General features: G+C 71.7%; 17 protein-coding genes. 13 read left to right on the top strand and 4 right to left on the bottom strand.

Features of this window, described 5'->3' with window-relative positions; genetic code table 11:
• The first annotated feature begins 65 nt into the window (after positions 1–65).
• The 8 genes from ACIQWG_RS39795 to ACIQWG_RS39760 all read left to right on the top strand — a co-directional run bounded on the left by ACIQWG_RS39795 (position 66) and on the right by ACIQWG_RS39760 (position 8,803).
• A complete protein-coding gene (locus tag ACIQWG_RS39795; protein ID WP_383409177.1) occupies positions 66–746 on the top strand; it encodes a two-component system response regulator in 681 nt (226 codons plus the stop codon).
• A 161-nt stretch (positions 747–907) separates the two neighbouring features.
• A complete protein-coding gene (locus ACIQWG_RS39790; RefSeq protein WP_404105720.1) occupies positions 908–3,649 on the top strand; it encodes a DNA translocase FtsK in 2,742 nt (913 codons plus the stop codon).
• 279 nt (positions 3,650–3,928) lie between these two features.
• Positions 3,929–4,765: a helix-turn-helix domain-containing protein gene (locus tag ACIQWG_RS39785; RefSeq protein WP_404105717.1), complete on the top strand. Its 837-nt coding sequence runs from the start codon at positions 3,929–3,931 to the stop codon at positions 4,763–4,765.
• A gap of 94 nt (positions 4,766–4,859) precedes the next feature.
• Complete coding sequence (gene rimO / locus ACIQWG_RS39780) at positions 4,860–6,341, top strand: 30S ribosomal protein S12 methylthiotransferase RimO (protein WP_404105714.1); 1,482 nt, start codon at positions 4,860–4,862, stop codon at positions 6,339–6,341.
• Entirely contained in the window at positions 6,338–7,150 is an 813-nt protein-coding gene (pgsA, locus tag ACIQWG_RS39775) for a CDP-diacylglycerol--glycerol-3-phosphate 3-phosphatidyltransferase (RefSeq protein ID WP_404105711.1), read from the top strand. The genes rimO and pgsA overlap by 4 nt, the downstream gene beginning before the upstream one ends.
• On the top strand, positions 7,147–7,692 hold the full coding sequence (locus ACIQWG_RS39770) for a CinA family protein (RefSeq protein WP_404105709.1): 546 nt from the start codon (positions 7,147–7,149) through the stop codon (positions 7,690–7,692). The genes pgsA and ACIQWG_RS39770 overlap by 4 nt, the downstream gene beginning before the upstream one ends.
• Before the next feature lie 109 nt (positions 7,693–7,801).
• Positions 7,802–8,182: a helix-turn-helix domain-containing protein gene (locus ACIQWG_RS39765; RefSeq protein ID WP_062650917.1), complete on the top strand. Its 381-nt coding sequence runs from the start codon at positions 7,802–7,804 to the stop codon at positions 8,180–8,182.
• 324 nt (positions 8,183–8,506) lie between these two features.
• Complete coding sequence (locus ACIQWG_RS39760; RefSeq protein WP_404105706.1) at positions 8,507–8,803, top strand: hypothetical protein; 297 nt, start codon at positions 8,507–8,509, stop codon at positions 8,801–8,803.
• Here ACIQWG_RS39760 and ACIQWG_RS39755 read toward each other — a convergent pair.
• The 3 genes from ACIQWG_RS39755 to ACIQWG_RS39745 all read right to left on the bottom strand — a co-directional run bounded on the left by ACIQWG_RS39755 (position 8,751) and on the right by ACIQWG_RS39745 (position 15,454).
• Positions 8,751–9,515 (bottom strand): SDR family NAD(P)-dependent oxidoreductase, encoded by a 765-nt coding sequence (locus ACIQWG_RS39755; RefSeq protein ID WP_404105704.1) that lies wholly within the window; start codon positions 9,513–9,515, stop codon positions 8,751–8,753. The genes ACIQWG_RS39760 and ACIQWG_RS39755 overlap by 53 nt on opposite strands.
• Before the next feature lie 32 nt (positions 9,516–9,547).
• Entirely contained in the window at positions 9,548–10,441 is an 894-nt protein-coding gene (locus ACIQWG_RS39750; protein ID WP_404105701.1) for an Fpg/Nei family DNA glycosylase, read from the bottom strand.
• 69 nt (positions 10,442–10,510) lie between these two features.
• The gene (locus ACIQWG_RS39745) at positions 10,511–15,454 is read right to left on the bottom strand and encodes an ATP-dependent helicase (protein WP_404105698.1); all 4,944 of its coding nucleotides are present in this window, start codon (positions 15,452–15,454) and stop codon (positions 10,511–10,513) included.
• 273 nt (positions 15,455–15,727) lie between these two features.
• On the opposite strand from ACIQWG_RS39745, the gene ACIQWG_RS39740 reads away from it, so the two are divergent.
• From ACIQWG_RS39740 to ACIQWG_RS39730, 3 genes are read left to right on the top strand one after another with little or no spacing between them, the layout of a single operon-like run.
• Positions 15,728–16,612, top strand: a complete 885-nt coding sequence (locus ACIQWG_RS39740) for an AraC family transcriptional regulator (RefSeq protein WP_404105695.1) — start codon at positions 15,728–15,730, stop codon at positions 16,610–16,612.
• A complete protein-coding gene (locus ACIQWG_RS39735) occupies positions 16,590–17,312 on the top strand; it encodes an AzlC family ABC transporter permease (RefSeq protein WP_404105692.1) in 723 nt (240 codons plus the stop codon). Before ACIQWG_RS39740 ends, ACIQWG_RS39735 begins: the two co-directional genes overlap by 23 nt.
• A complete protein-coding gene (locus ACIQWG_RS39730; RefSeq protein ID WP_404105690.1) occupies positions 17,309–17,617 on the top strand; it encodes an AzlD domain-containing protein in 309 nt (102 codons plus the stop codon). The genes ACIQWG_RS39735 and ACIQWG_RS39730 overlap by 4 nt, the downstream gene beginning before the upstream one ends.
• 6 nt (positions 17,618–17,623) lie before the next feature.
• Here the strand turns inward: ACIQWG_RS39730 and ACIQWG_RS39725 are convergent, their stop codons facing one another.
• On the bottom strand, positions 17,624–18,568 hold the full coding sequence (locus ACIQWG_RS39725) for a hypothetical protein (RefSeq protein WP_404105687.1): 945 nt from the start codon (positions 18,566–18,568) through the stop codon (positions 17,624–17,626).
• Between the two features lie 79 nt (positions 18,569–18,647).
• On the opposite strand from ACIQWG_RS39725, the gene ACIQWG_RS39720 reads away from it, so the two are divergent.
• Both ACIQWG_RS39720 and ACIQWG_RS39715 read left to right on the top strand, forming a co-directional pair.
• On the top strand, positions 18,648–18,842 hold the full coding sequence (locus tag ACIQWG_RS39720) for a DUF3046 domain-containing protein (RefSeq protein WP_404105685.1): 195 nt from the start codon (positions 18,648–18,650) through the stop codon (positions 18,840–18,842).
• Between the two features lie 60 nt (positions 18,843–18,902).
• Positions 18,903–20,174: an AI-2E family transporter gene (locus ACIQWG_RS39715; RefSeq protein WP_404105682.1), complete on the top strand. Its 1,272-nt coding sequence runs from the start codon at positions 18,903–18,905 to the stop codon at positions 20,172–20,174.
• Positions 20,175–20,232 lie beyond the last annotated feature (58 nt).

The following is a 20,232-nucleotide window of genomic DNA, read 5'->3' as shown; positions in this document are numbered from 1 at the left end:
GCGGCGTAAGGGAGTCGTCCCCTGGGGCGGAGCCCGGTGCACTGCCGGGGCGAGGAGGGCGGGCCATGGTGCAGAAGGCCAAGATCCTCCTGGTCGATGACCGGCCGGAGAATCTGCTGGCGCTGGAGGCGATCCTCTCGGCGCTCGATCAGACCCTGGTGCGGGCATCGTCCGGGGAGGAAGCGCTCAAGGCACTTCTGACGGACGATTTCGCGGTCATTCTGCTGGACGTCCAGATGCCGGGAATGGACGGTTTCGAAACCGCTGCGCACATCAAGCGGCGGGAACGGACCAGGGACATCCCGATCATCTTCCTCACCGCGATCAATCACGGCCCGCATCACACCTTCCGCGGCTACGCGGCGGGCGCGGTGGACTACATCTCCAAGCCGTTCGACCCGTGGGTGCTGCGGGCGAAGGTCTCGGTGTTCGTCGAGCTGTACATGAAGAACTGCCAGCTGCGGGAGCAGGCGGCGCTGCTGCGGCTCCAGTTGGAGGGCGGCGGCAAGTCGACGGGCGCGGAGCCGAAGGAGCCGGCGGGCCTGCTCGCCGAGCTGTCCGCGCGGCTCGCCGCCGTCGAGGAGCAGGCCGAGGCGCTGTCGAAGCAGCTGGACGACGAGTCCGCGGACGCGGCGGCGGTGGCCACGGCGGCCCATCTCGAACGCAAACTCACCGGGTTGCGGCGGGCGCTGGACGCACTGGAGCCCGGCACCGGTAGCACCTCCTCGGTGTCCTCGCAGAACTGACGGCGCGAAGGCGCCGGTTGGCCGACGAGCGGCGCCGGATCGTCCGGGGTGTGACGGGTCGGTGAACCGGCGTCAGTTCGCCGCCCCGGCAAGGGCGACACGAACGGGTGAAGCAGTGGGCACACGTGTCCGCTGTCCTCCACACCGGTAACCTCACCTCCATGGCCTCACGTTCCTCCGCAGCCAAGAAGCCGCCGGCGAAGAAGGCGGCCGCTTCCGCGAAGGCTCCGGCGAAGAAGGCCGTTGCCAAGAAAGCCCCCGCGAAGAAGGCGCCGGCCAGGAAGGCCGCGGCGAAGAAAGTCGCGCCGCCGAAGCCCGCGCCCAACCCCACCGGGGGCGTCTACCGGCTCGTGCGCGCCGTCTGGCTCGGGCTCGCGCACGCGGTCGGCGCGGTGTTCCGTGGCATAGGGCAGGGCGCGAAGAACCTCGACCCGGCCCATCGCAAGGACGGCGTCGCGCTGCTGCTGCTGGGCCTGGCGCTGATCGTCGCCGCCGGTACCTGGTCCAATCTGCGCGGTCCCGTGGGCGACCTCGTAGAGATCATCGTGACCGGCGCCTTCGGCCGGCTCGACCTGCTGGTGCCGATACTGCTCGCGGTCATCGCCGTACGGTTCATCCGGCACCCCGAGCAGCCCGAGGCCAACGGCCGGATCGTCATCGGCCTGTCCGCGCTCGTCATCGGCGTCCTCGGCCAGGTGCACATCGCCGTCGGCTCGCCGGCCCGCAGTGCCGGGATGCAGGCCATAAGGGACGCGGGCGGGCTGATCGGCTGGGGCGCGGCGACTCCGCTGACGTACGCCATGGGCGAGGTCCTCGCCGTGCCGCTGCTCGTGCTGCTCACGGTCTTCGGACTGCTGGTGGTCACGGCCACGCCGGTCAACGCCATCCCGCAGCGGCTGCGGCAGTTGGGCATCAAGCTCGGCATCCTGCCCGACCCCGAGGACGACGAGGACGAGTACACCGAGGACGAGCAGCGCTACGACGACCAGTGGCGGGAGTCGGTGCCCGCCTCGCGCAGTCGTAAGCGCGGGCCGGCCCCCGCGGCGTACGACCCGGACGGCGCCGAACAGGAAGCCCTCTCGCGGCGTCGCGGGCGTCCGAGGCGCTCCGCGGTGCCGCAGCCCGAGATGGACCGTCCCATGGACGCCGTGGACGTCGCGGCGGCCGCCGCTGCCGCGCTCGACGGCGCCGTACTGCACGGAATGCCGCCCTCGCCGATCGTCGCGGACCTCACCCAGGGCGTCAGCGTGGGCGACCGCGCCGAGACCACCCCGGTGCCGACGCCCGTGCCGGCCGCGCGGCCCAAGCAGGAGAAGCTGCCGAAGAGCGAGCCCGCGGACCTGGACAAGTCGGAGGTGCCGGACCTCACCAAGGCCGCTCCCGACGAGATGCGCGACCTGCCGCCGCGCGCCGAACAGCTCCAGCTGTCCGGCGACATCACCTACTCGCTGCCGTCGCTCGACCTCTTGGAGCGCGGCGGACCCGGCAAGTCGCGCAGCGCCGCCAACGACGCCATCGTCGACTCGCTCACCACCGTCTTCACCGAGTTCAAGGTCGACGCCCGTGTCACCGGCTTCACGCGCGGGCCGACGGTCACGCGTTACGAGGTCGAGCTCGGGCCGGCCGTGAAGGTCGAGCGGATCACCGCCCTGACCAAGAACATCGCCTACGCCGTCGCCAGCCCGGACGTGCGGATCATCAGCCCGATCCCCGGCAAGTCCGCGGTCGGCATCGAGATCCCCAACACCGACCGCGAGATGGTCAACCTCGGAGATGTGCTGCGCCTCGCGGCCGCCGCCGAGGACGACCACCCGATGCTGGTCGCGCTCGGCAAGGACGTCGAGGGCGGCTATGTGATGGCCAACATCGCCAAGATGCCGCATGTTCTGGTCGCCGGTGCGACCGGTTCCGGTAAGTCGTCCTGCATCAACTGCTTGATCACTTCGGTGATGATGCGGGCGACCCCGGAGGACGTCCGCATGGTCCTGGTCGACCCCAAGCGCGTCGAGCTGACCGCCTACGAGGGCATCCCGCACCTGATCACGCCGATCATCACCAACCCGAAGCGGGCCGCCGAGGCGCTCCAGTGGGTCGTACGCGAGATGGACCTCCGCTACGACGACCTGGCCGCGTACGGCTACCGGCACATCGACGACTTCAACGAAGCCGTTCGGGCCGGCAAGGTGAAGGCGCCGGAGGGCAGCGAGCGCGAGCTCCAGCCGTATCCGTATCTGCTGGTGATCGTGGACGAGCTCGCCGACCTGATGATGGTCGCCCCGCGGGACGTCGAGGACGCGATCGTGCGCATCACGCAGCTCGCGCGCGCGGCCGGCATCCACCTGGTACTCGCCACCCAGCGGCCCTCGGTGGACGTCGTCACCGGTCTCATCAAGGCGAACGTGCCCTCCAGGCTCGCGTTCGCCACCTCCTCGCTCGCGGACTCGCGGGTCATCCTCGACCAGCCCGGTGCCGAGAAGCTGATCGGCAAGGGCGACGGGCTGTTCCTGCCGATGGGGGCCAACAAGCCCACGCGTATGCAGGGCGCCTTCGTGACCGAGGACGAGGTCGCGGCCGTCGTCCAGCACTGCAAGGACCAGATGGCGCCCGTCTTCCGGGACGACGTCACCGTGGGGACCAAGCAGAAGAAGGAGATCGACGAGGAGATCGGCGACGACCTCGACCTGCTGTGCCAGGCGGCCGAGCTCGTGGTCTCCACGCAGTTCGGGTCGACGTCCATGCTCCAGCGCAAGCTGCGGGTCGGGTTCGCCAAGGCGGGGCGGCTGATGGACCTCATGGAGTCACGGGGCATCGTCGGGCCCAGCGAGGGCTCCAAGGCTCGTGACGTTCTTGTGAAAGCTGATGAGCTGGACGGCGTGCTCGCCGTGATCCGCGGGGAGGCTTAACAACACTCCGAGGGGGAAAACGGACGCCATGGTCGCCTTGCGGGCGGGTGCCTGAGGAGCCGATGTCTGATCGTGACTCACCCGTAAGGGATCATTGAGCAACCGTTTCCCTTCGACGTACGTCAAGTTGAGCGAAGCGACAATCGCCTACCCCACCATCAGCGTGTCCGGCCATTCTGATGGCGTATAAAGTCCCACCGCCCGGTTGCCCCACCCTTTCGTTACCCCCCTAGACTGAACCTCCAGCACAGGTGGCTTAAACGCTCGAAAGGCGCCCCCGTGTCCATCGGCAACTCCCCTGAAGACGAGCGTCCGTTCGAAGACGTGTCCGAGGAAGCCCGCCCCTCGATCGGCCGTGCCCTCCGGCAGGCTCGTATCGACGCAGGGCTGACCGTCGACGACGTCACTAGTGCCACCCGGGTCCGCATCGCCATCGTGCAGGCCATCGAGGCGGACAACTTCGCCCCCTGCGGCGGCGACGTGTACGCCCGCGGCCACATCCGGACCCTGGCCAAGGCCGTCCATCTCGATCCGGCCCCCCTTCTCGCCCAGTACGACGCCTCGCACGGCGGACGGCCGGCGCCGACCCCGGCGGCCCCCCTGTTCGAGGCGGAGCGCATCCGTCCCGAACGCCGCGGGCCGAACTGGACCGCGGCCATGGTCGCCGCGATCGTCGCGGTGGTCGGGTTCGTCGGGTTCACCGCGTTCAAGGGCGAGGACGACGGTGGCAAGTCGGCCGTCGCCGAGGGCGGCTCGACGCCGACGTCCGACAAGACCACACCCACCCCGAAGACCGACAAGCCCAAGGACCCCAAGCCGGAGCCCTCGGACAGCGCCATCGCCGCCGTCCCCCAGGACAAGGTGACCGTTCAGGTCACCGCGGCCGACGGCAGGAGCTGGATCGCGGCCAAGGACCACAACGGCCGGTTCCTCTTCGACGGCCTGCTCAAGCAGGGCGACTCCAAGACCTTCCAGGACAACGAGAAGATCAACCTCGTCCTCGGCGACGCCGGTGCGATCGACCTCTACGTCAACGGCAAGAAGATCGAGGACGACTGGCAGCCGGGCGCCGTGGAGCGCCTCACCTACACCAAGGGCGACCCGCAGGCCGGCTAAGTCCGGCTGAAGGGGTGAGCCGCAGACGGGGTTGGCCAAGATCAGCCAACCCCGTCGACGTGGGCTGTCAGTGAGACAAAGTAGTCTTGAGCCCATGCCTGAACGCCGTACCGTCGCACTCGTCACCCTTGGCTGCGCCCGTAATGAGGTGGACTCGGAGGAGCTCGCAGGCCGTTTGGAGGCGGACGGCTGGGACCTCGTGGAGGACGCCGCGGACGCGGACGTCGCCGTGGTCAACACCTGTGGCTTCGTCGACGCCGCCAAGAAGGACTCCGTCGACGCGCTCCTGGAGGCCAACGACCTCAAGGGCCAGGGGAGAACCCAGGCCGTCGTGGCGGTGGGCTGTATGGCCGAGCGGTACGGCAAGGACCTCGCCGAGGCGCTTCCCGAGGCCGACGGCGTGCTCGGCTTCGACGACTACGCGGACATCTCGGACCGTCTCCAGACCATCCTGTCCGGCGGTATCCACGCCGCGCACACCCCGCGCGACCGGCGCAAGCTGCTGCCGATCAGCCCGGCCGAGCGGCAGGAGTCCGCGGCCGAGGTCGCGCTCCCCGGCCACGCCCCCGCCGACCTTCCGGAGGGCCTCGCCCCGGCCTCCGGCCCCCGCGCGCCCCTGCGCCGCCGCCTCGACGGCGCCCCGGTCGCCTCGGTGAAGCTCGCCTCCGGCTGCGACCGGCGTTGCTCCTTCTGCGCCATCCCGTCCTTCCGTGGCTCCTTCATCTCGCGCCGGCCCAGCGATGTGCTGAACGAGACGCGGTGGCTGGCCGAACAGGGCGTGAAGGAGATCATGCTGGTCTCCGAGAACAACACCTCCTACGGCAAGGACCTCGGCGACATCCGCCTGCTGGAGTCCCTGCTGCCGGAGCTTTCCGAGGTCGACGGCATCGAGCGGGTGCGCGTCAGCTACCTCCAGCCGGCCGAGATGCGCCCCGGCCTGATCGACGTGCTGACCTCCACGCCGAAGGTCGCCCCGTACTTCGACCTGTCCTTCCAGCACTCCGCGCCCGGCGTGCTGCGCGCGATGCGCCGCTTCGGGGACACCGACCGCTTCCTGGAACTGCTCGACACCATCCGCGGCAAGGCGCCCCAGGCCGGTGTCCGCTCCAACTTCATCGTCGGCTTCCCCGGCGAGACCGAGGCCGATCTTGCCGAGCTGGAGCGCTTCCTGAACCACGCGCGGCTGGACGCCATCGGCGTCTTCGGCTACTCCGACGAGGAGGGCACCGAGGCCGCGACGTACGACGACAAGCTCGACGAGGACGTCGTCGCCGAGCGGCTGGCACGTGTCTCCCGGCTGGCCGAGGAACTCGTCTCGCAGCGGGCCGAGGAGCGGCTCGGGGAGACCGTGCAGGTGCTGGTCGAGTCGGTCGGCTCCGAGGACGGGGACGAGGGTGCGTACGGCCGAGGCGCGCACCAGGCGCCCGAGACCGACGGCCAGGTGCTGCTCACGAGCGGCGCCGGGTTGCGGGTGGGTCGTATGGTCGAGGCGAAGGTGGTCGGTACGGAAGGTGTCGACCTGGTGGCCGAGCCGCTGCTGGGCACGCTCGCGTGTAGTGAGGAGGCGGCCAGATGACCGGAGTTCCGGCGTCCGCCGCGGGTGGCCCCTCCCAGGCGGGTGCGGCGGGCAACGCCGCCGGCTCGTTGGGTGCCTCCAGGGCCGGCTCGTCCAAGGCGGGCGGTTCGAAAGTGGGCGGATCGAAGGCGGGCGGTCCGTCGGCCACCGGCGCCGAGAGCGGCGGCCAGGACGGTGCGAAACCCCCGCGCGGCGGGAAGATCGCGGCCGCGGCCGTCAACCAGGCGAGCGTCTGGAACGTCGCCAACCTGCTGACCATGCTCCGGCTGGTCCTGGTGCCGGCCTTCGTCGCGCTGATGCTGGCCGACGGCGGCTATGACCCGGCGTGGCGCTCGCTGGCCTGGGCGGCCTTCGCCATCGCCATGATCACCGACCTGTTCGACGGTCATCTGGCGCGCACCTACAACCTCGTCACCGACTTCGGAAAGATCGCCGACCCCATCGCCGACAAGGCGATCATGGGGGCGGCGCTGATCTGTCTGTCGGCACTGGGCGACCTGCCGTGGTGGGTGACGATCGTCATCCTCGGCCGGGAACTCGGGATCACCCTGCTGCGTTTCATCGTCATCCGGTACGGAGTGATCCCGGCGAGCCGGGGCGGCAAGCTCAAGACCCTCACGCAGGGCGTGGCCGTCGGGATGTACATCCTGGCGCTGACGGGGTGGCTGGCCACCCTGCGGTGGTGGGTGATGGCCGCGGCGGTCGTGCTGACCGTGGTGACCGGGCTCGACTATGTGAGACAGGCCATTGTGCTGCGCAGGCAGGGAATCGCCGAGCGCAAGGCCGCGTTGGAGGAGACCGAAGCGTGAGTTCCCCGGCCACCGACGTGGTGCGACTACTCACAGTGAAGGGTGAGACGCTCGCTGTCGCCGAGTCGCTGACCGGCGGACTGGTTGCGGCGGACATCACAGCCGTCCCAGGGGCATCGAAGGCCTTCCGAGGGTCGGTGACCGCCTACGCCACCGAACTCAAACAGGGACTGCTCGGCGTCGACGCCGCCCTGCTGGAGCGGCACGGAGCGGTGAATCCGCAGGTCGCGGCCCAGATGGCGGCCGGTGTCCGGAAGGCTCTCGGGGCCGACTGGGGCATCGCCACCACCGGTGTGGCGGGGCCCGATACGCAGGACGGACACCCCGTGGGGACCGTTTTCGTGGCGGTCGACGGGCCGGTCGGCGTCGGTTCCGGTTCTGCCGGTGGCGGAAAAGTGGAGGCCCTGCGGTTGAACGGCGGCCGCGAGGAAATTCGTATGGAGAGTGTACGGAGCGTACTCGCACTCCTCCTGAAGGAGCTTGCGAGCGAACACAGTGGGAATGAGCGGGCACAGGATACGGAACAGAACGGGGGGTTTTGATGTTTGCAGCCCTGAGTGAACACGACATCGCTCCCCGCACGGCCGCGGCGCAAGGCGGTACGGTGGGGCGTGAAGGATGCGGCTACGCGGTCCGAGGAGGGAGCCACCGATGATTCTGCTCCGTCGCCTGCTGGGTGACGTGCTGCGTCGGCAGCGCCAGCGCCAGGGCCGTACTCTGCGCGAAGTCTCCTCGTCCGCCCGAGTCTCACTCGGCTATCTCTCCGAGGTGGAGCGGGGGCAGAAGGAGGCTTCCTCCGAGCTGCTCTCCGCTATCTGCGACGCGCTGGACGTACGGATGTCCGAGCTCATGCGAGAAGTGAGCGACGAGCTCGCCCTCGCCGAGCTGGCCCAGTCTGCTGCGGCCACACCCAGCGAGCCTGTACCCGCGTCGGTCCGCCCGATGCTGGGTTCCGTGTCGGTGACCGGTGTGCCACCGGAACGGGTGACCATCAAGGCGCCCGCCGAGGCGGTGGACGTGGTCGCCGCGTGACGGTGCCGCCACTGCGTATGGCGTGACCATGCGCTGAGGAGTTGTGTGAGGCCCCGGCCGGGGCTTCTCCGGGGAGACCTGGGGGAGAGCGGTCGGGGTTTCGTGCTGTTCCGGGTCCCTCCGGTCCGCTTGCCGTCGTCTGGGTGGGCGGTCATGGTGGGAGGGGCGTGACGGCGTGTGTGACGGCTCCCTACGGACGGTGAGGCGCGGTGTGGCGGCGCTCGACGGGTGGTGAAGGCGTTGGGCCGCGCCGCCCGCGCGTGCCGTGGGTGCGCCCTCCCGGCCGCTGCACGGGCGGCCTAGCCTCGGGCTGGAGGTGAGCGGATGGCACGGCCGATAGCGCGCTGGGGGGCGGCTCTCGCGTTCGGGGCGCTGTGGTGGTGGGCCGTGCTGCGGCTCGCGCTGGTGCCGGGCGCGGGCGAGCTGGAGGCGGCCGTCGCCGTCGGGGGGTGGGGGCTGAGTCTCCTGCCGGTGCACTGTGTGCCGAAGTCGCGGGCCGAGGGGGCCGTGGACGCCCGTCGGTGGGCGCGGGCCTGGCGGGCAGGGCGGGTGAGACGGCCGGCGCCGACTACCAAGGCATCGCCACACCGCCGTTCGGACGCAGGATCTGCCCCGTGGTGAAGGACGACGCGTCCGACGCCAGGTGCAGCACCGCGTGTGCGATGTCCTCGGGTTCGCCGACCCGGCCCAGCGGCGACATCCGGGCCATGAACCCCTCGGTCTGAGTCTGTGCCGCGCTGTCGTGCCGGTCGGTCATCGGGGTGCGGATCCACCCCGGAGCGACCGCGTTGACCCGGATGCCGTGCGGGCCCATCTCCGTCGCCAGCGTCTTCGTCAGCTGCACTACGGCCGCCTTGGCCACGCCGTAGCAGAGCAGGCCGGGGCCTCCGGTGTCCACGGCGCCCGAGGCCATGGTGACGATGCTGCCCCGGACGCGCTGCGCGAGCATCGCGCGGGCGGCTTCCTGGCAGGCGTGGAGCACTCCCTTGAAGTTGACGTCCAGCACACGGTCGAGGTCCTCGTCGCGGGTCTCCAGGACCGGACTGCTGTGCATGATCCCGGCGACCGCGGCCATCACGTCCAGCCGCTCGCAGGAGGCGACGGCCCGGCGGAGCTGTTCGCGATCGGTGACGTCGAGGTGGTGGGTACGGGCCGTGCCGCCGGCCGCCTTGATCAGGGTCGCCGTGTCGTGCAGGCCCTGTGCGTCACGGTCGGCACAGTGCACGGCGGCGCCTGCTTCGGCGAGCAGCACGGCCGACGCGCGGCCTATGCCGCTGGCGGCGCCGGTGACGAATGCGGTGCGTCCGGTGAGGTCGTACGCCTTGACGGCCATGAGGCGACGGTACGAGGGTTTCTGACGGGTCGTCAATTGTTCGTACGGTGTTGGGTTCCGCGGTGTGCGGCGGTGCCCCGCGTCCTGCTCGGGGCCGGGCCGGCCTGGCAGCTCGGGCACCAGTAGGTGGGGCGCTCGCGGGAGCCGTCGCCCTGGTCGGCTACGCGGATCGGGGTGGAGCAGCGCAGACAGGGGCGCTTGGCCCGGCCGTACACGAAGAGGTCCTGGCCGCGGCGGCCCGTCGTCGTCCGGATCGGGCGGTCGCGGTTGGCTTCCAGGAGCTTCTTGGCGAGCACCGGCAGCTGGGCGGTGTGCTCGGCGGGAAGCGCGCCCACGGGGAGCCAGGGGGTGACGCGGAGCAGGAAGCAGAGTTCGCTCTTGTAGACATTGCCGATGCCGGCGAGGTTGCGCTGGTCCAGGAGGGCCTCGCCGAGGGGGCGGGCGGGGTCCGCGAGCAGGTTGCCGAGGGCACGGTCGGGGTCCCAGTCCGGGCCCAGCAGGTCGGGGCCGAGGTGGCCGACCGCGCGGTCTTCCTCCGCGGTGCGCAGGAGTTCCAGGACGGGCAGGCGGTAGCCGACCGCCGTGTGGGTGGGGAGGGCGCCGGGGGTGGAAGCGGGTACGGCGGCTGCGGCGGCCTCGGCCGTGAGGATCACGCGAATCTGGTGGGCGGGGCCGCCCGTCCAGCGCTGCTCGTCGGCGTAGACCTTCCAGGAACCCTCCATGCCGAGGTGCGAGTGGACCGTGAGACCGCCCTCTACACGGGTGAGGAGGTGCTTGCCGCGTGCGGTGACGTCCAGGACGGTGCGGCCGGTGAGGTCGGCCGTGGCGTACTTGGGGACCCGGAAGTCGGTGCGGATCAGAGTCTTGCCCGCGAGGACGGTGTGGAGCCGTTTCGCGGTCTGCCAGACCGTGTCTCCTTCGGGCATGGGTCAAGGGTGGCATGGGGTGAGGGCGGGGGACGGGTGAGGCGGCGGGCCGGGCCCGAGGGGAGGGCGTCAGGCGCGTAGGCGCAGGCCTCTGGGGGTCGCGATGAAGCCCGCTCCCTCCAGGAGGGTGCCCAGGGGGGACGTCAGCGCGGAGGCGCCGTTCACCCGTTCCACCGTGACCGTGCCGAGGGAGCCCGCGCGGGCTGCCGCGGCGAGGGCTTCCGCCGCCGTGTGCAGGCGGGGGTCGTCGGTGGGTTCCGTGTCCGGGGCCGAGGGCCAGGCCAGGAGGGTCTTGCCGCCGCGCTCCATGTAAAGGGTCAGCTCGCCGTCGACCAGGACCACGAGGGAGCCCGCCTTGCGACCCGGCTTGTGCCCGGCGCCGGTGGGGGGCTCGGGCCAGGCCAGGGCCGCGCCGTAGGCGTTCGCCGGGTCGGCGGCGGCCAGGACGACGGCTCGGGTGTCGGGGGCGGATCGGGAGCGGTGGGGTGCGGATCCGGGGCCGTAGGGGGTGCGGGTGTTCTGCCACCGGTTGCCCTGGGGAGTGCGGCCGGCGTCCTGGGGGGCGAGGTCTCGGGGTGAGACGTAGTCGCCCGGGCCGAGCTGTTCCAGGTGGCTGTCGAGGAAGTCGTGGTCGAGGTCGGGGATGTCGTAGGCGGGGGTGCCGTCCGGACTGTCCTGCGTGGCGCCGAAGGCGTCGGAGGCACCGAAGGGTTCGGGCGTCCCGGAGCCGTCGGGGAAGTCGGGGATGGCGGGGCCCGGCAGGTCCTCGCCCCGGTCGCGGGCGTTGGACACCGCCCGCAGGCGGTCCACCGCGCCGTCCATCGCGAACTGGGCGGCACCCAGGCCCTCGACCACGTAACCGCGTCGTGCCTGTCCGCTCTCCTCGAAGGCGGACAGGATGCGGTAGATCGCCGAGAAGCCGCCTTCGACGCCCTCCGCGCCGACCGCTCCCCGCGTCACCACGCCATGCCGGTCGAGGAGGGCGCGGGCCAGGGCGTGGGCGCGGACGGTGGGGTCGGGTTCGTGTGCCGGGAGCAGGGACCAGCGGCCGGCGACGGTGGGTGGGCCGGTGCGGGAGGCGGGGCGCGCCGCGGCCGTGAGCGAGCCGTAGCGGCCGCGGGGGACGGTCCGCTTGGCGCGGTGGGCCGTGGAGCCCGCGGTGCGGCCGGAACCGAGCAGGGAGCGCATGGGGGCGAGGGTGTCGTTGGTGAGGCGGCCCGACCAGGCCAGCTCCCAGAGGATGTCGGCGAGCTGGGGGTCGGTGACGTCGGGGTGGGTGGTGGCGCGGACCTGGTCGGCGATCTGGCGGAAGAACAGGCCGTAGCCGCCGGAGAGGGTGTTCAGGACGGACTCGTGCAGCGCGGTCAGCTCCAGGGGGTGGGGCTGCGGCAGGAGCAGCGGGGCCGTGTCGGCCATGTAGAGGGAGACCCAGCCGTCCTTGCCGGGGAGCGAGCCCGCGCCCGCCCAGACGACCTCGCCGGCTGCGGTGAGCTCGTCGAGCATCCCGGGGGTGTACTGGGCGACGCGGGACGGCAGTACGAGCTTCTCCAGGGCGGAGGCGGGCACGGAGGCGCCCTGCAACTGCTCGATGGCGCGCACCAGGCCGTCGATGCCGCGCAGTCCGTGCCCCTTGCCGATGTGCTGCCACTGCGGCAGGAACTGCGCGAGCGCGGCCGGCGGCACCGGCTCCAGCTCGTGCCGCAGAGCCGCGAGGGAGCGGCGGCGCAGGCGGCGCAGGACCGTCGCGTCGCACCACTCCTGGCCGATGCCGGCCGGATGGAACTCGCCCTGAACGACCCTCCCGCTCGCCGCCAGCCGCTGGAGCGCGCCGTCCGTGATCGCCACGCCCAGGCCGAAGCGGGCCGCCGCCGTCGCCGAGGTGAAGGGGCCGTGGGTACGGGCGTAACGGGCGAGGAGATCACCGAGCGGATCCTTCACGGGCTCGGTGAAGGCCTCGGGGACGCCGACGGGCAGCGCCGTGCCGAGCGCGTCGCGCAGCCGGCCGGCGTCCTCGATCGCCGCCCAGTGGTCGGTTCCGGCGACGCGGACCTTGATGGCGCGGCGGGCACCGGCCAGCTCCTGGGCCCAGTGCGGTTCCGCGCCCCGCTCGACCAACTCGGCGTCGGTGAGCGGGCCGAGGAGCCGGAGGACGTCGGCGACGCTCTCGACGTCCTTGACGCGGCGGTCCTCGGTGAGCCACTGCAACTCCCGCTCCAGCTCGGTCAGCACCTCGGCGTCGAGCAGCTCACGCAGCTCCGCCTGGCCGAGCAGCTCGGCCAGCAGCCGCGAGTCCAGCGACAGGGCGGCGGCGCGGCGCTCGGCGAGCGGGGAGTCCCCCTCGTACAGGAACTGGGCGACGTATCCGAAGAGGAGGGAGCGGGCGAACGGCGAGGGCTCGGGGGTGGTGACCTCGACCAGGCGCACCCGGCGGGACTCCAGATCGCCCATCAGCTCTGTCAGGCCCGGGACGTCGAAGACGTCCTGGAGGCACTCGCGGACCGCCTCCAGGACGATCGGGAAAGAGCCGAACTCGCCCGCCACCTGAAGCAGTTGGGCGGCCCGCTGGCGCTGCTGCCACAGCGGGGTGCGCTTGCCGGGGTTGCGGCGCGGCAGCAGCAGCGCGCGGGCGGCGCACTCGCGGAAGCGGGACGCGAACAGGGCCGAGCCGCCGACCTGGTCGGTGACGATCTGGTCGACGTCGCCCTTGTCGAAGACGACGTCGGCCGCGCCCACGGGCGCCTGGTCGGCGTCGTACTCCGTGCCGGCCTTCCTCGGCTCCTGGTCCAGCAGATCCAGGCCCATGAGGTCGGCGTCGGGCAGGCGCAGCACGATGCCGTCGTCGGCGTGCATGACCTGCGCGTCCATGCCGTACCGCTCGGAGAGCTTCGCGCCGAGGGCGAGCGCCCAGGGAGCGTGGACCTGGGCGCCGAAGGGAGAGTGCACGACGACGCGCCAGTCGCCGAGTTCGTCGCGGAAGCGCTCGACCACGATCGTGCGGTCGTCCGGGATGTGGCCGCAGGCCTCGCGCTGCTCGTCCAGGTACGACAGGACGTTGTCCGCGGCCCAGGCGTCCAGGCCCGCGGTGACGAGACGCAGACGGGCGTCGTCCTTGGGCAGCGAGCCGACCTCGCGCAGGAACGCGCCCACCGCGCGGCCCAGTTCGAGCGGGCGGCCCAGCTGGTCGCCCTTCCAGAAGGGGAGGCGGCCCGGTACGCCCGGGGCGGGAGAGACCAGGACACGGTCGCGGGTGATGTCCTCGATGCGCCAGGAGCTCGTGCCCAGCGTGAAGACGTCGCCCACTCGGGACTCGTAGACCATCTCCTCGTCGAGCTCGCCGACCCTGCCGCCGCCCTTCTTCGGGTCCGATCCGGCGAGGAACACCCCGAAGAGCCCGCGGTCGGGGATGGTGCCGCCCGAGGTGACGGCGAGGCGCTGGGCGCCGGGGCGGCCGGTGATCGTGCCCGCGACGCGGTCCCAGACCACGCGCGGGCGCAGTTCCGCGAAGGCGTCGGACGGGTAGCGGCCGGCCAGCATGTCGAGGACCGCGGTGAAGGCGGACTCGGGGAGGGACGCGAAGGGCGCGGCCCGGCGGACGGTGGCGAGGAGGTCGTCGAACTGCCAGGTGTCCATCGCCGTCATCGCGACGACCTGCTGGGCGAGGACGTCGAGGGGGTTCGCGGGGACCTTGAGGGATTCGATGGCGCCGGTGCGCATGCGCTCGGTGACGACCGCCGCCTGGACCAGGTCGCCGCGGTACTTCGGGAAGACCACGCCGGTGGAGACGGCGCCCACCTGGTGGCCCGCGCGTCCGACGCGCTGGAGGCCGGAGGCCACGGACGGTGGTGACTCGACCTGGACCACTAGGTCCACCGCGCCCATGTCGATGCCGAGTTCGAGGCTGGAGGTCGCCACCACCGCGGGGAGGCGGCCCGCCTTGAGGTCCTCCTCGACGAGGGCGCGTTGTTCCTTCGAGACCGAACCGTGGTGGGCGCGGGCGATGACCTGGGGCGCGCCCTGAGCCGCGCCCGAGCCGCCCATCAGCTCGGCCGGGGCGTGGTGTTCGTCCAGGGTCTCGCCGGTGGCGCGCTCGTAGGCGATCTCGTTCAGGCGGTTGCAGAGACGCTCGGCGAGGCGGCGGGAGTTGGCGAAGACGATGGTGGAGCGATGGGCCTGGACGAGGTCGGTGATGCGCTCTTCCACATGCGGCCAGATCGAGGGGCGCTCCGTGCCTTCGGACCCGTCGGCGACGGGGGAGCCGCCCAGTTCTCCCAGGTCTTCCACGGGGACGACCACCGAGAGGTCGAACTCCTTGCCGGACTTCGGCTGGACGATCTCCACCTTGCGGCGGGGGGAGAGATAGCGGGCGATCTCGTCGACCGGGCGGACGGTCGCGGAGAGGCCGATACGGCGGGCCGGCTTCGGGAGGAGTTCGTCCAGGCGCTCCAGCGTGAGCGCGAGGTGGGCGCCGCGCTTGGTGCCCGCCACCGCGTGGACCTCGTCCATGATCACTGTCTCGATGCCGGTCAGGGCGTCGCGGGTGGCCGACGTCAGCATCAGGAAGAGGGACTCGGGGGTGGTGATGAGGATGTCCGGGGGACGGGTCGACAGGGCGCGGCGCTCCGCGGCCGGGGTGTCGCCCGAGCGGATGCCGACCTTCACCTCGGGCTCCGGAAGGCCCAGGCGTACGGACTCCTGGCGGATGCCCGTGAGGGGGCTGCGGAGGTTGCGCTCCACGTCCACCGCCAGGGCCTTGAGAGGCGAGACGTAGAGGACCCGGCAGCGCTTCTTGGGGTCGGCGGGCGGGGGTGTGGAGGCCAGCTGGTCCAGGGCGGCGAGGAAGGCGGCCAGGGTCTTGCCGGAGCCGGTGGGGGCCACGACCAGGACGTCCGAGCCCTCCTGAATGGCCTGCCACGCGCCCGCCTGGGCCGCAGTGGGCGCGGAGAAGGCGCCCGTGAACCAGCCGCGGGTGGCGGGGGAGAAGCCGGCTAGGGCTTGGCGTGGGTTGCTGACCATGTGTCCATCCTGCACCCGGGGACTGACAATGCGGCCTGAGCTGGGGAAACGGGTGGTGCCTGGGCGGTGGTCGGTGGGCGGGGTGCCTGCGGAGGCTTGTCCGCCGGGCCTACGGCGGCTTGCGCGGGGTCGGTGGGGCGGGGGCCTGCGGCGGCCTGCGCGGGGTCGGTTGGGGTGCGGGGTCGCGCGGAGGCGGGTGTGGTGGGGGGCCGGGACCGTACGCGGGTGCCGCCGAGTGTGGGTGCACCGGCCGCGGTCCCGGAGAATGGGGGTATGGCAGCTTCAGGCGAGCGGGCGCGGCACTGGCAGTACGCCGAGTTGCCCGGGGTCGATCTGCTGCGGGCGCGGTACATACGCAAGACCTTTGTGCGGCACACCCATGAGCACTTCGTGATCGCCGCCATCGCCGATGGTGTGGAGGTCTTTCATCATCGGGGGACCGATGTGTCCGCGGGGGCCGGCGCCCTTGCCTTGGTCAATCCGGACACGCCGCACACGGGACGGGCGGGGGTTCCCGAGGGATGGCGGTACGGGGCCGTCTATCCGTCCCCGGAGGTGGTGGGGGAGATCGCCGCCGAGACCACCACGGTCCGGGGTACGCCGGGTTTCGTCCGGCCCGTACTGGACGACCCCTACGCGGTGAGCCTGGTGCATCAGGTGCTGCGGGCCGCCGACGAGGGCAACGCCCTGGCCGCCGACACCCTGCTCCGGGTCGCCGTGACCCGGCTGCTGCGGCTGAACGGCGGGGTGCTGCCGCAGCGGGAGGTGCGCACGGCGGGGGCCCGGGCGGCCGTACGCGCGCGTGAGGTGTTGGAAGGGCGGCTGGCCGGGCCGCCGAGTCTGGAACGGCTGGCCGCCGACCTCGCTACCAGCCCGTTCGCGCTCTTGCGGGCCTTTCGGGATGTGTACGGCATGCCGCCGCACACCTGGCTGACGGATGCGCGGGTACGGCGGGCTCGACGGCTGTTGGACGCGGGTGTCTCGCCGGCCGAGGCGGCCGTCGCCGTGGGGTTCACCGATCAGCCCCATCTGAACCGGCACTTCACCCGGATCGTCGGTGTGCCCCCAGGGGCCTATCAGCGGGAGCGCAAGAACGTACAAGACCTGCGCCAGCGGGCTGCATACCTTCGAGGGCGTGCCAGAACAGAGAATTCTTGAGGACCCCCGCGCGGGTGGCGACAAACCCGATGCCGCCGTCGTGCGGGACGCCCTGGGGGTCGGCGTCGCCGTCGGGCTGTCCGGGTTCGCCTTCGGGGTGACGTCGGCGGGCAGCGGGCTCACCCTCCTACAGACCTGTGTGCTCAGCCTGCTGGTGTTCACCGGGGCGTCGCAGTTCGCGCTGGTGGGGGCGCTCGCGGCCGGAGGCACTCCGCTGACCGCGGCCGCCGGGGCGTTCTTTCTGGGGGTGCGCAACGCCTTCTACGGGCTGCGGCTGTCCCAGGTACTGCGGCTGCCGCGCGCGGTGCGGCCGTTCGCCGCGCAATGGGTGATCGACGAGACCGCGGCCGTCGCGCTGGCACAGCCGACGCGGCGCAGCGCACGGATCGGGTTCGTCGTGACCGGGCTGAGTCTGTATGTGCTGTGGAACCTCACCACTTTGCTCGGCGGGCTCGGGGCCGAAGCCATCGGGGACACCGATGCCTGGGGGCTGGACGCGGCGGGGCCCGCTGTGTTTCTGGCGCTGCTCGCGCCGATGCTGACGTCCGCCACCGAGCGGGCTGTGGCCGGGCTGGCCGTGGTTCTGGGGCTGGGCTTCCTCCCGGTGCTGCCCGCCGGCGTGCCCGTTCTGGTGGCCGCCCTCGCGGCGCCGGCCCTGCTGTGGGCGCGGGGACGACGTGCGGGGAAGGGTGTGCGATGAACACCTGGATAGCCATCGGTGCCACCGTTCTGGGCTGCTACGCCGTCAAGCTCGCCGGGCTGCTCGTGCCCGCGGGTGCTCTGGAACGGCCTGTCGTACGACGCCTCGCCGCGCTGTTGCCCGTGGCGCTGCTCGCCGCGCTCACCGCCCAGCAGACGTTCGGTGACGGGCAGGCGCTGGTGCTGGACGCGAGGGCCGCCGGGCTTGCCGCGGCAGCCTTGGTGCTGATGCTGCGGGCCCCGTTCCTGCTCGTCGTCGCGGCGGCCGTGGTGGTGACCGCGGGGGTGCGGGCCATGGGCGGTTGAGGCCGGTCAGCCGATGTGGCGGCCGTAGGCCCTCAGTGTGCGCAGCGCCTGGACGGTCACCATGGGGCGGGCCTCCAGGGGGACGCCCGGTGTCCACGGGAGCCGGACGACCGGCCAGCCGCCGTCGTCCCGCTGCCCGGTCGCGAGGTGGTCGAGGGAGCGGTTCATCTCGGCGTCCGTGAACCACGCGCGCGCGAGGGAGCCGGGGGCCCGCGCGTAGTCGTGCGGGAAGTGGTGCTCGGCCGGGCCATAGCCGGCGGAGACGGGACGGGTGGCGAGTTGGTCGGGTTCCAGTGCCACGAGGTTCTGCTCGCGCACCAGGCGGCCCAGCCGGTCGGCAGCCGCCTCCGCGCGCGGGCGGTCGGGAGCGGAGTCCAGGAAGGCCACGGCGGCCTCGATCTCGTACGGATGGGACTTCTCCAGCGATTCGACCGCCTGCCAGCAGAAGTCCGTGGCGCGGAACAGCCAGGCATGCCACACGTCGTTGCGGTGCAGCAGACCGACCACCGGGCCCGTGGCGAGGAGTGAGCTGGGGGCGTCGTCCATGATCGGCAGCGAGGGGGCGGCGGGGTAGCCGCGCTGGCCGGGGGCGACCGCCGGGAGGGCACCGTCCCGGGTGGAGACCGACGTGAGGTAGCGGCACACGCGGTCCACGCGCTGTCCGCCGCAGCGCTCGATGGCGTCGAGGACGTGCAGCGCGTTCAGGGTGTGCAGGGGCTGGCTGACCGGGCCGCGCAGGTCCGGCTCCAGCGCGTGGCCGTACCCGCCGTCCTCGTTGCGGTAGGCGTCCAGAGCGACCTCCACCGGGTCGGCGGCGCCGTTCAGGAAGTGGTACGCGAACAGGCGCTGCTCCAGCACGCGCGCGGTGAGCCAGATGAACTGCTCGGCGCGGAAGAGCGGAGAACGCGCCGGGGGCGTCGGGGGGAGCGGGGCGGCTCCGGTTTCGGGCATGCGTCAGACCGTAGGGCGGAAAGCGGTCTCGGCAAGTGGTCCCGGCACAGGCCCACCCCAGGGGCGGGATACTGGACGCATGCGGTTGACGGTCTTCTGGCAGCGGATGGCGGATCACTTCGGAGCGGGGTACGCCGACACCTTCGCGCGCGACCATGTGATGGCGGAGCTCGGCGGGCGTACGGTGCACGCGGCCCTGGAATCCGGCTGGGAGGCCAAGGACGTATGGCGTGTGGTGTGTGCCGTCATGAACGTTCCGGGAGAGAAGCGCTGACCGGTAACGAAGATCGCAGGACAGGGGCCGATTGTCGGTGGCGTGGGCGAGACTTGCTTCGTGGCACGCACTGACGAGACCGGGCAGCTGCCCCGGCACGGGTCCCCGTTCGGCACGACGCCGCCCGATCCGCCTCCGGGCGCGGGCGACGCCGGGTCCAACGCCCGCATGCCGCGCTGGCTGCCACGCGCCATGGTGCTGGCGCTGGCGCTGGTCGGCGTGTTCCAGCTGGGCAGCTGGGCCTTCCACCAGCTCACCGGGCTGCTGATCAACGTCTTCATCGCGTTCTTCCTGGCGCTCGCCATCGAGCCGGCGGTGAGCTGGATGGCCGCGCGCGGGATGCGCCGAGGCCTGGCCACGGGCATCGTCTTCCTCGCCGTGATCGTCGTGTCGGCCGGGTTCGTGACCCTGTTGGGCTCCATGCTCGCGGGCCAGATCATCAAGATCGTCGAGGACTTCCCGAACTACCTCGACTCCGTCATCAACTGGATCAACACGCACTTCCACACCGACCTGCGCCGGGTCGACGTCCAGGAGGGCCTGCTCAAGTCCGACTGGCTGCGCAACTACGTGCAGAACAGCGCTTCCGGTGTCCTCGACGTCTCCGCCCAGGTCCTAGGCGGTCTCTTCCAGCTCCTGACGATCACGCTGTTCTCGTTCTACTTCGCGGCGGACGGCCCCCGGCTGCGCCGCGCCCTGTGCTCCGTTCTGCCTCCCGCCAGGCAGGCCGAGGTGCTGCGCGCCTGGGAGATCGCCGTCAAGAAAACGGGCGGCTACCTGTACTCGCGCGGCCTGATGGCGCTGATCTCCGGCATCGCCCACTACATCCTGCTGGCGAGCCTGGACGTGCCGTACGCGCCCGTGCTCGCCGTGTGGGTCGGCCTGGTGTCGCAGTTCATCCCCACCATCGGCACGTATCTCGCGGGCGCCCTGCCGATGCTGATCGCGTTCACGGTCGATCCCTGGTACGCGCTGTGGGTGCTGATCTTCGTCGTGATCTACCAGCAGTTCGAGAACTACATGCTTCAGCCCAAACTGACGGCCAGGACCGTCGACATCCACCCGGCGGTCGCCTTCGGCTCGGTCGTCGCGGGCACCGCCCTCCTCGGCGCGGTGGGCGCGCTGATCGCCATTCCGGTGATCGCCACGCTTCAGGCGTTCCTGGGGGCCTACGTGAAGCGCTACGACGTCACGGACGACCCCCGCGTCCACGGGCAGCGGGAGCGGAGAACGGGACGCAGCCTGTTCGCCCGCGCGCGTGCGCTGTGGATACGCCGGCGCGGGCAGAAGTCTGCGACCGAGGCGGGGGATTCCGAGGAGGGCTCGGGCTGAGAGGCCCAGCCCGCAGCCTCAGTCCGCAGCCCCAGCCCAGTGGGGTCGGTCCCAGGCG

This window comes from Streptomyces sp. NPDC098781 (genome assembly GCF_044759995.1).
GTDB lineage: Bacteria > Actinomycetota > Actinomycetes > Streptomycetales > Streptomycetaceae > Streptomyces.
The sequence above is the reverse complement of the archived record's forward strand: the minus strand, read 5'-3'. Positions and strand labels throughout refer to the sequence as shown.

Excerpts from the sequence above, each read along its gene's own strand:
- ACIQWG_RS39795 (WP_383409177.1), top strand. The coding sequence starts at position 66 with ATGGTGCAGAAGGCCAAGATCCTCCTGGTCGATGACCGGCCGGAGAAT.
- ACIQWG_RS39790 (WP_404105720.1), top strand. The coding sequence starts at position 908 with ATGGCCTCACGTTCCTCCGCAGCCAAGAAGCCGCCGGCGAAGAAGGCG.
- rimO (WP_404105714.1), top strand. The coding sequence starts at position 4,860 with ATGCCTGAACGCCGTACCGTCGCACTCGTCACCCTTGGCTGCGCCCGT.
- pgsA (WP_404105711.1), top strand. The coding sequence starts at position 6,338 with ATGACCGGAGTTCCGGCGTCCGCCGCGGGTGGCCCCTCCCAGGCGGGT.
- ACIQWG_RS39765 (WP_062650917.1), top strand. The coding sequence starts at position 7,802 with ATGATTCTGCTCCGTCGCCTGCTGGGTGACGTGCTGCGTCGGCAGCGC.
- ACIQWG_RS39760 (WP_404105706.1), top strand. The coding sequence starts at position 8,507 with ATGGCACGGCCGATAGCGCGCTGGGGGGCGGCTCTCGCGTTCGGGGCG.
- ACIQWG_RS39755 (WP_404105704.1), bottom strand. The coding sequence starts at position 9,515 with ATGGCCGTCAAGGCGTACGACCTCACCGGACGCACCGCATTCGTCACC.
- ACIQWG_RS39750 (WP_404105701.1), bottom strand. The coding sequence starts at position 10,441 with ATGCCCGAAGGAGACACGGTCTGGCAGACCGCGAAACGGCTCCACACC.
- ACIQWG_RS39745 (WP_404105698.1), bottom strand. The coding sequence starts at position 15,454 with ATGGTCAGCAACCCACGCCAAGCCCTAGCCGGCTTCTCCCCCGCCACC.
- ACIQWG_RS39740 (WP_404105695.1), top strand. The coding sequence starts at position 15,728 with ATGGCAGCTTCAGGCGAGCGGGCGCGGCACTGGCAGTACGCCGAGTTG.
- ACIQWG_RS39730 (WP_404105690.1), top strand. The coding sequence starts at position 17,309 with ATGAACACCTGGATAGCCATCGGTGCCACCGTTCTGGGCTGCTACGCC.
- ACIQWG_RS39725 (WP_404105687.1), bottom strand. The coding sequence starts at position 18,568 with ATGCCCGAAACCGGAGCCGCCCCGCTCCCCCCGACGCCCCCGGCGCGT.
- ACIQWG_RS39720 (WP_404105685.1), top strand. The coding sequence starts at position 18,648 with ATGCGGTTGACGGTCTTCTGGCAGCGGATGGCGGATCACTTCGGAGCG.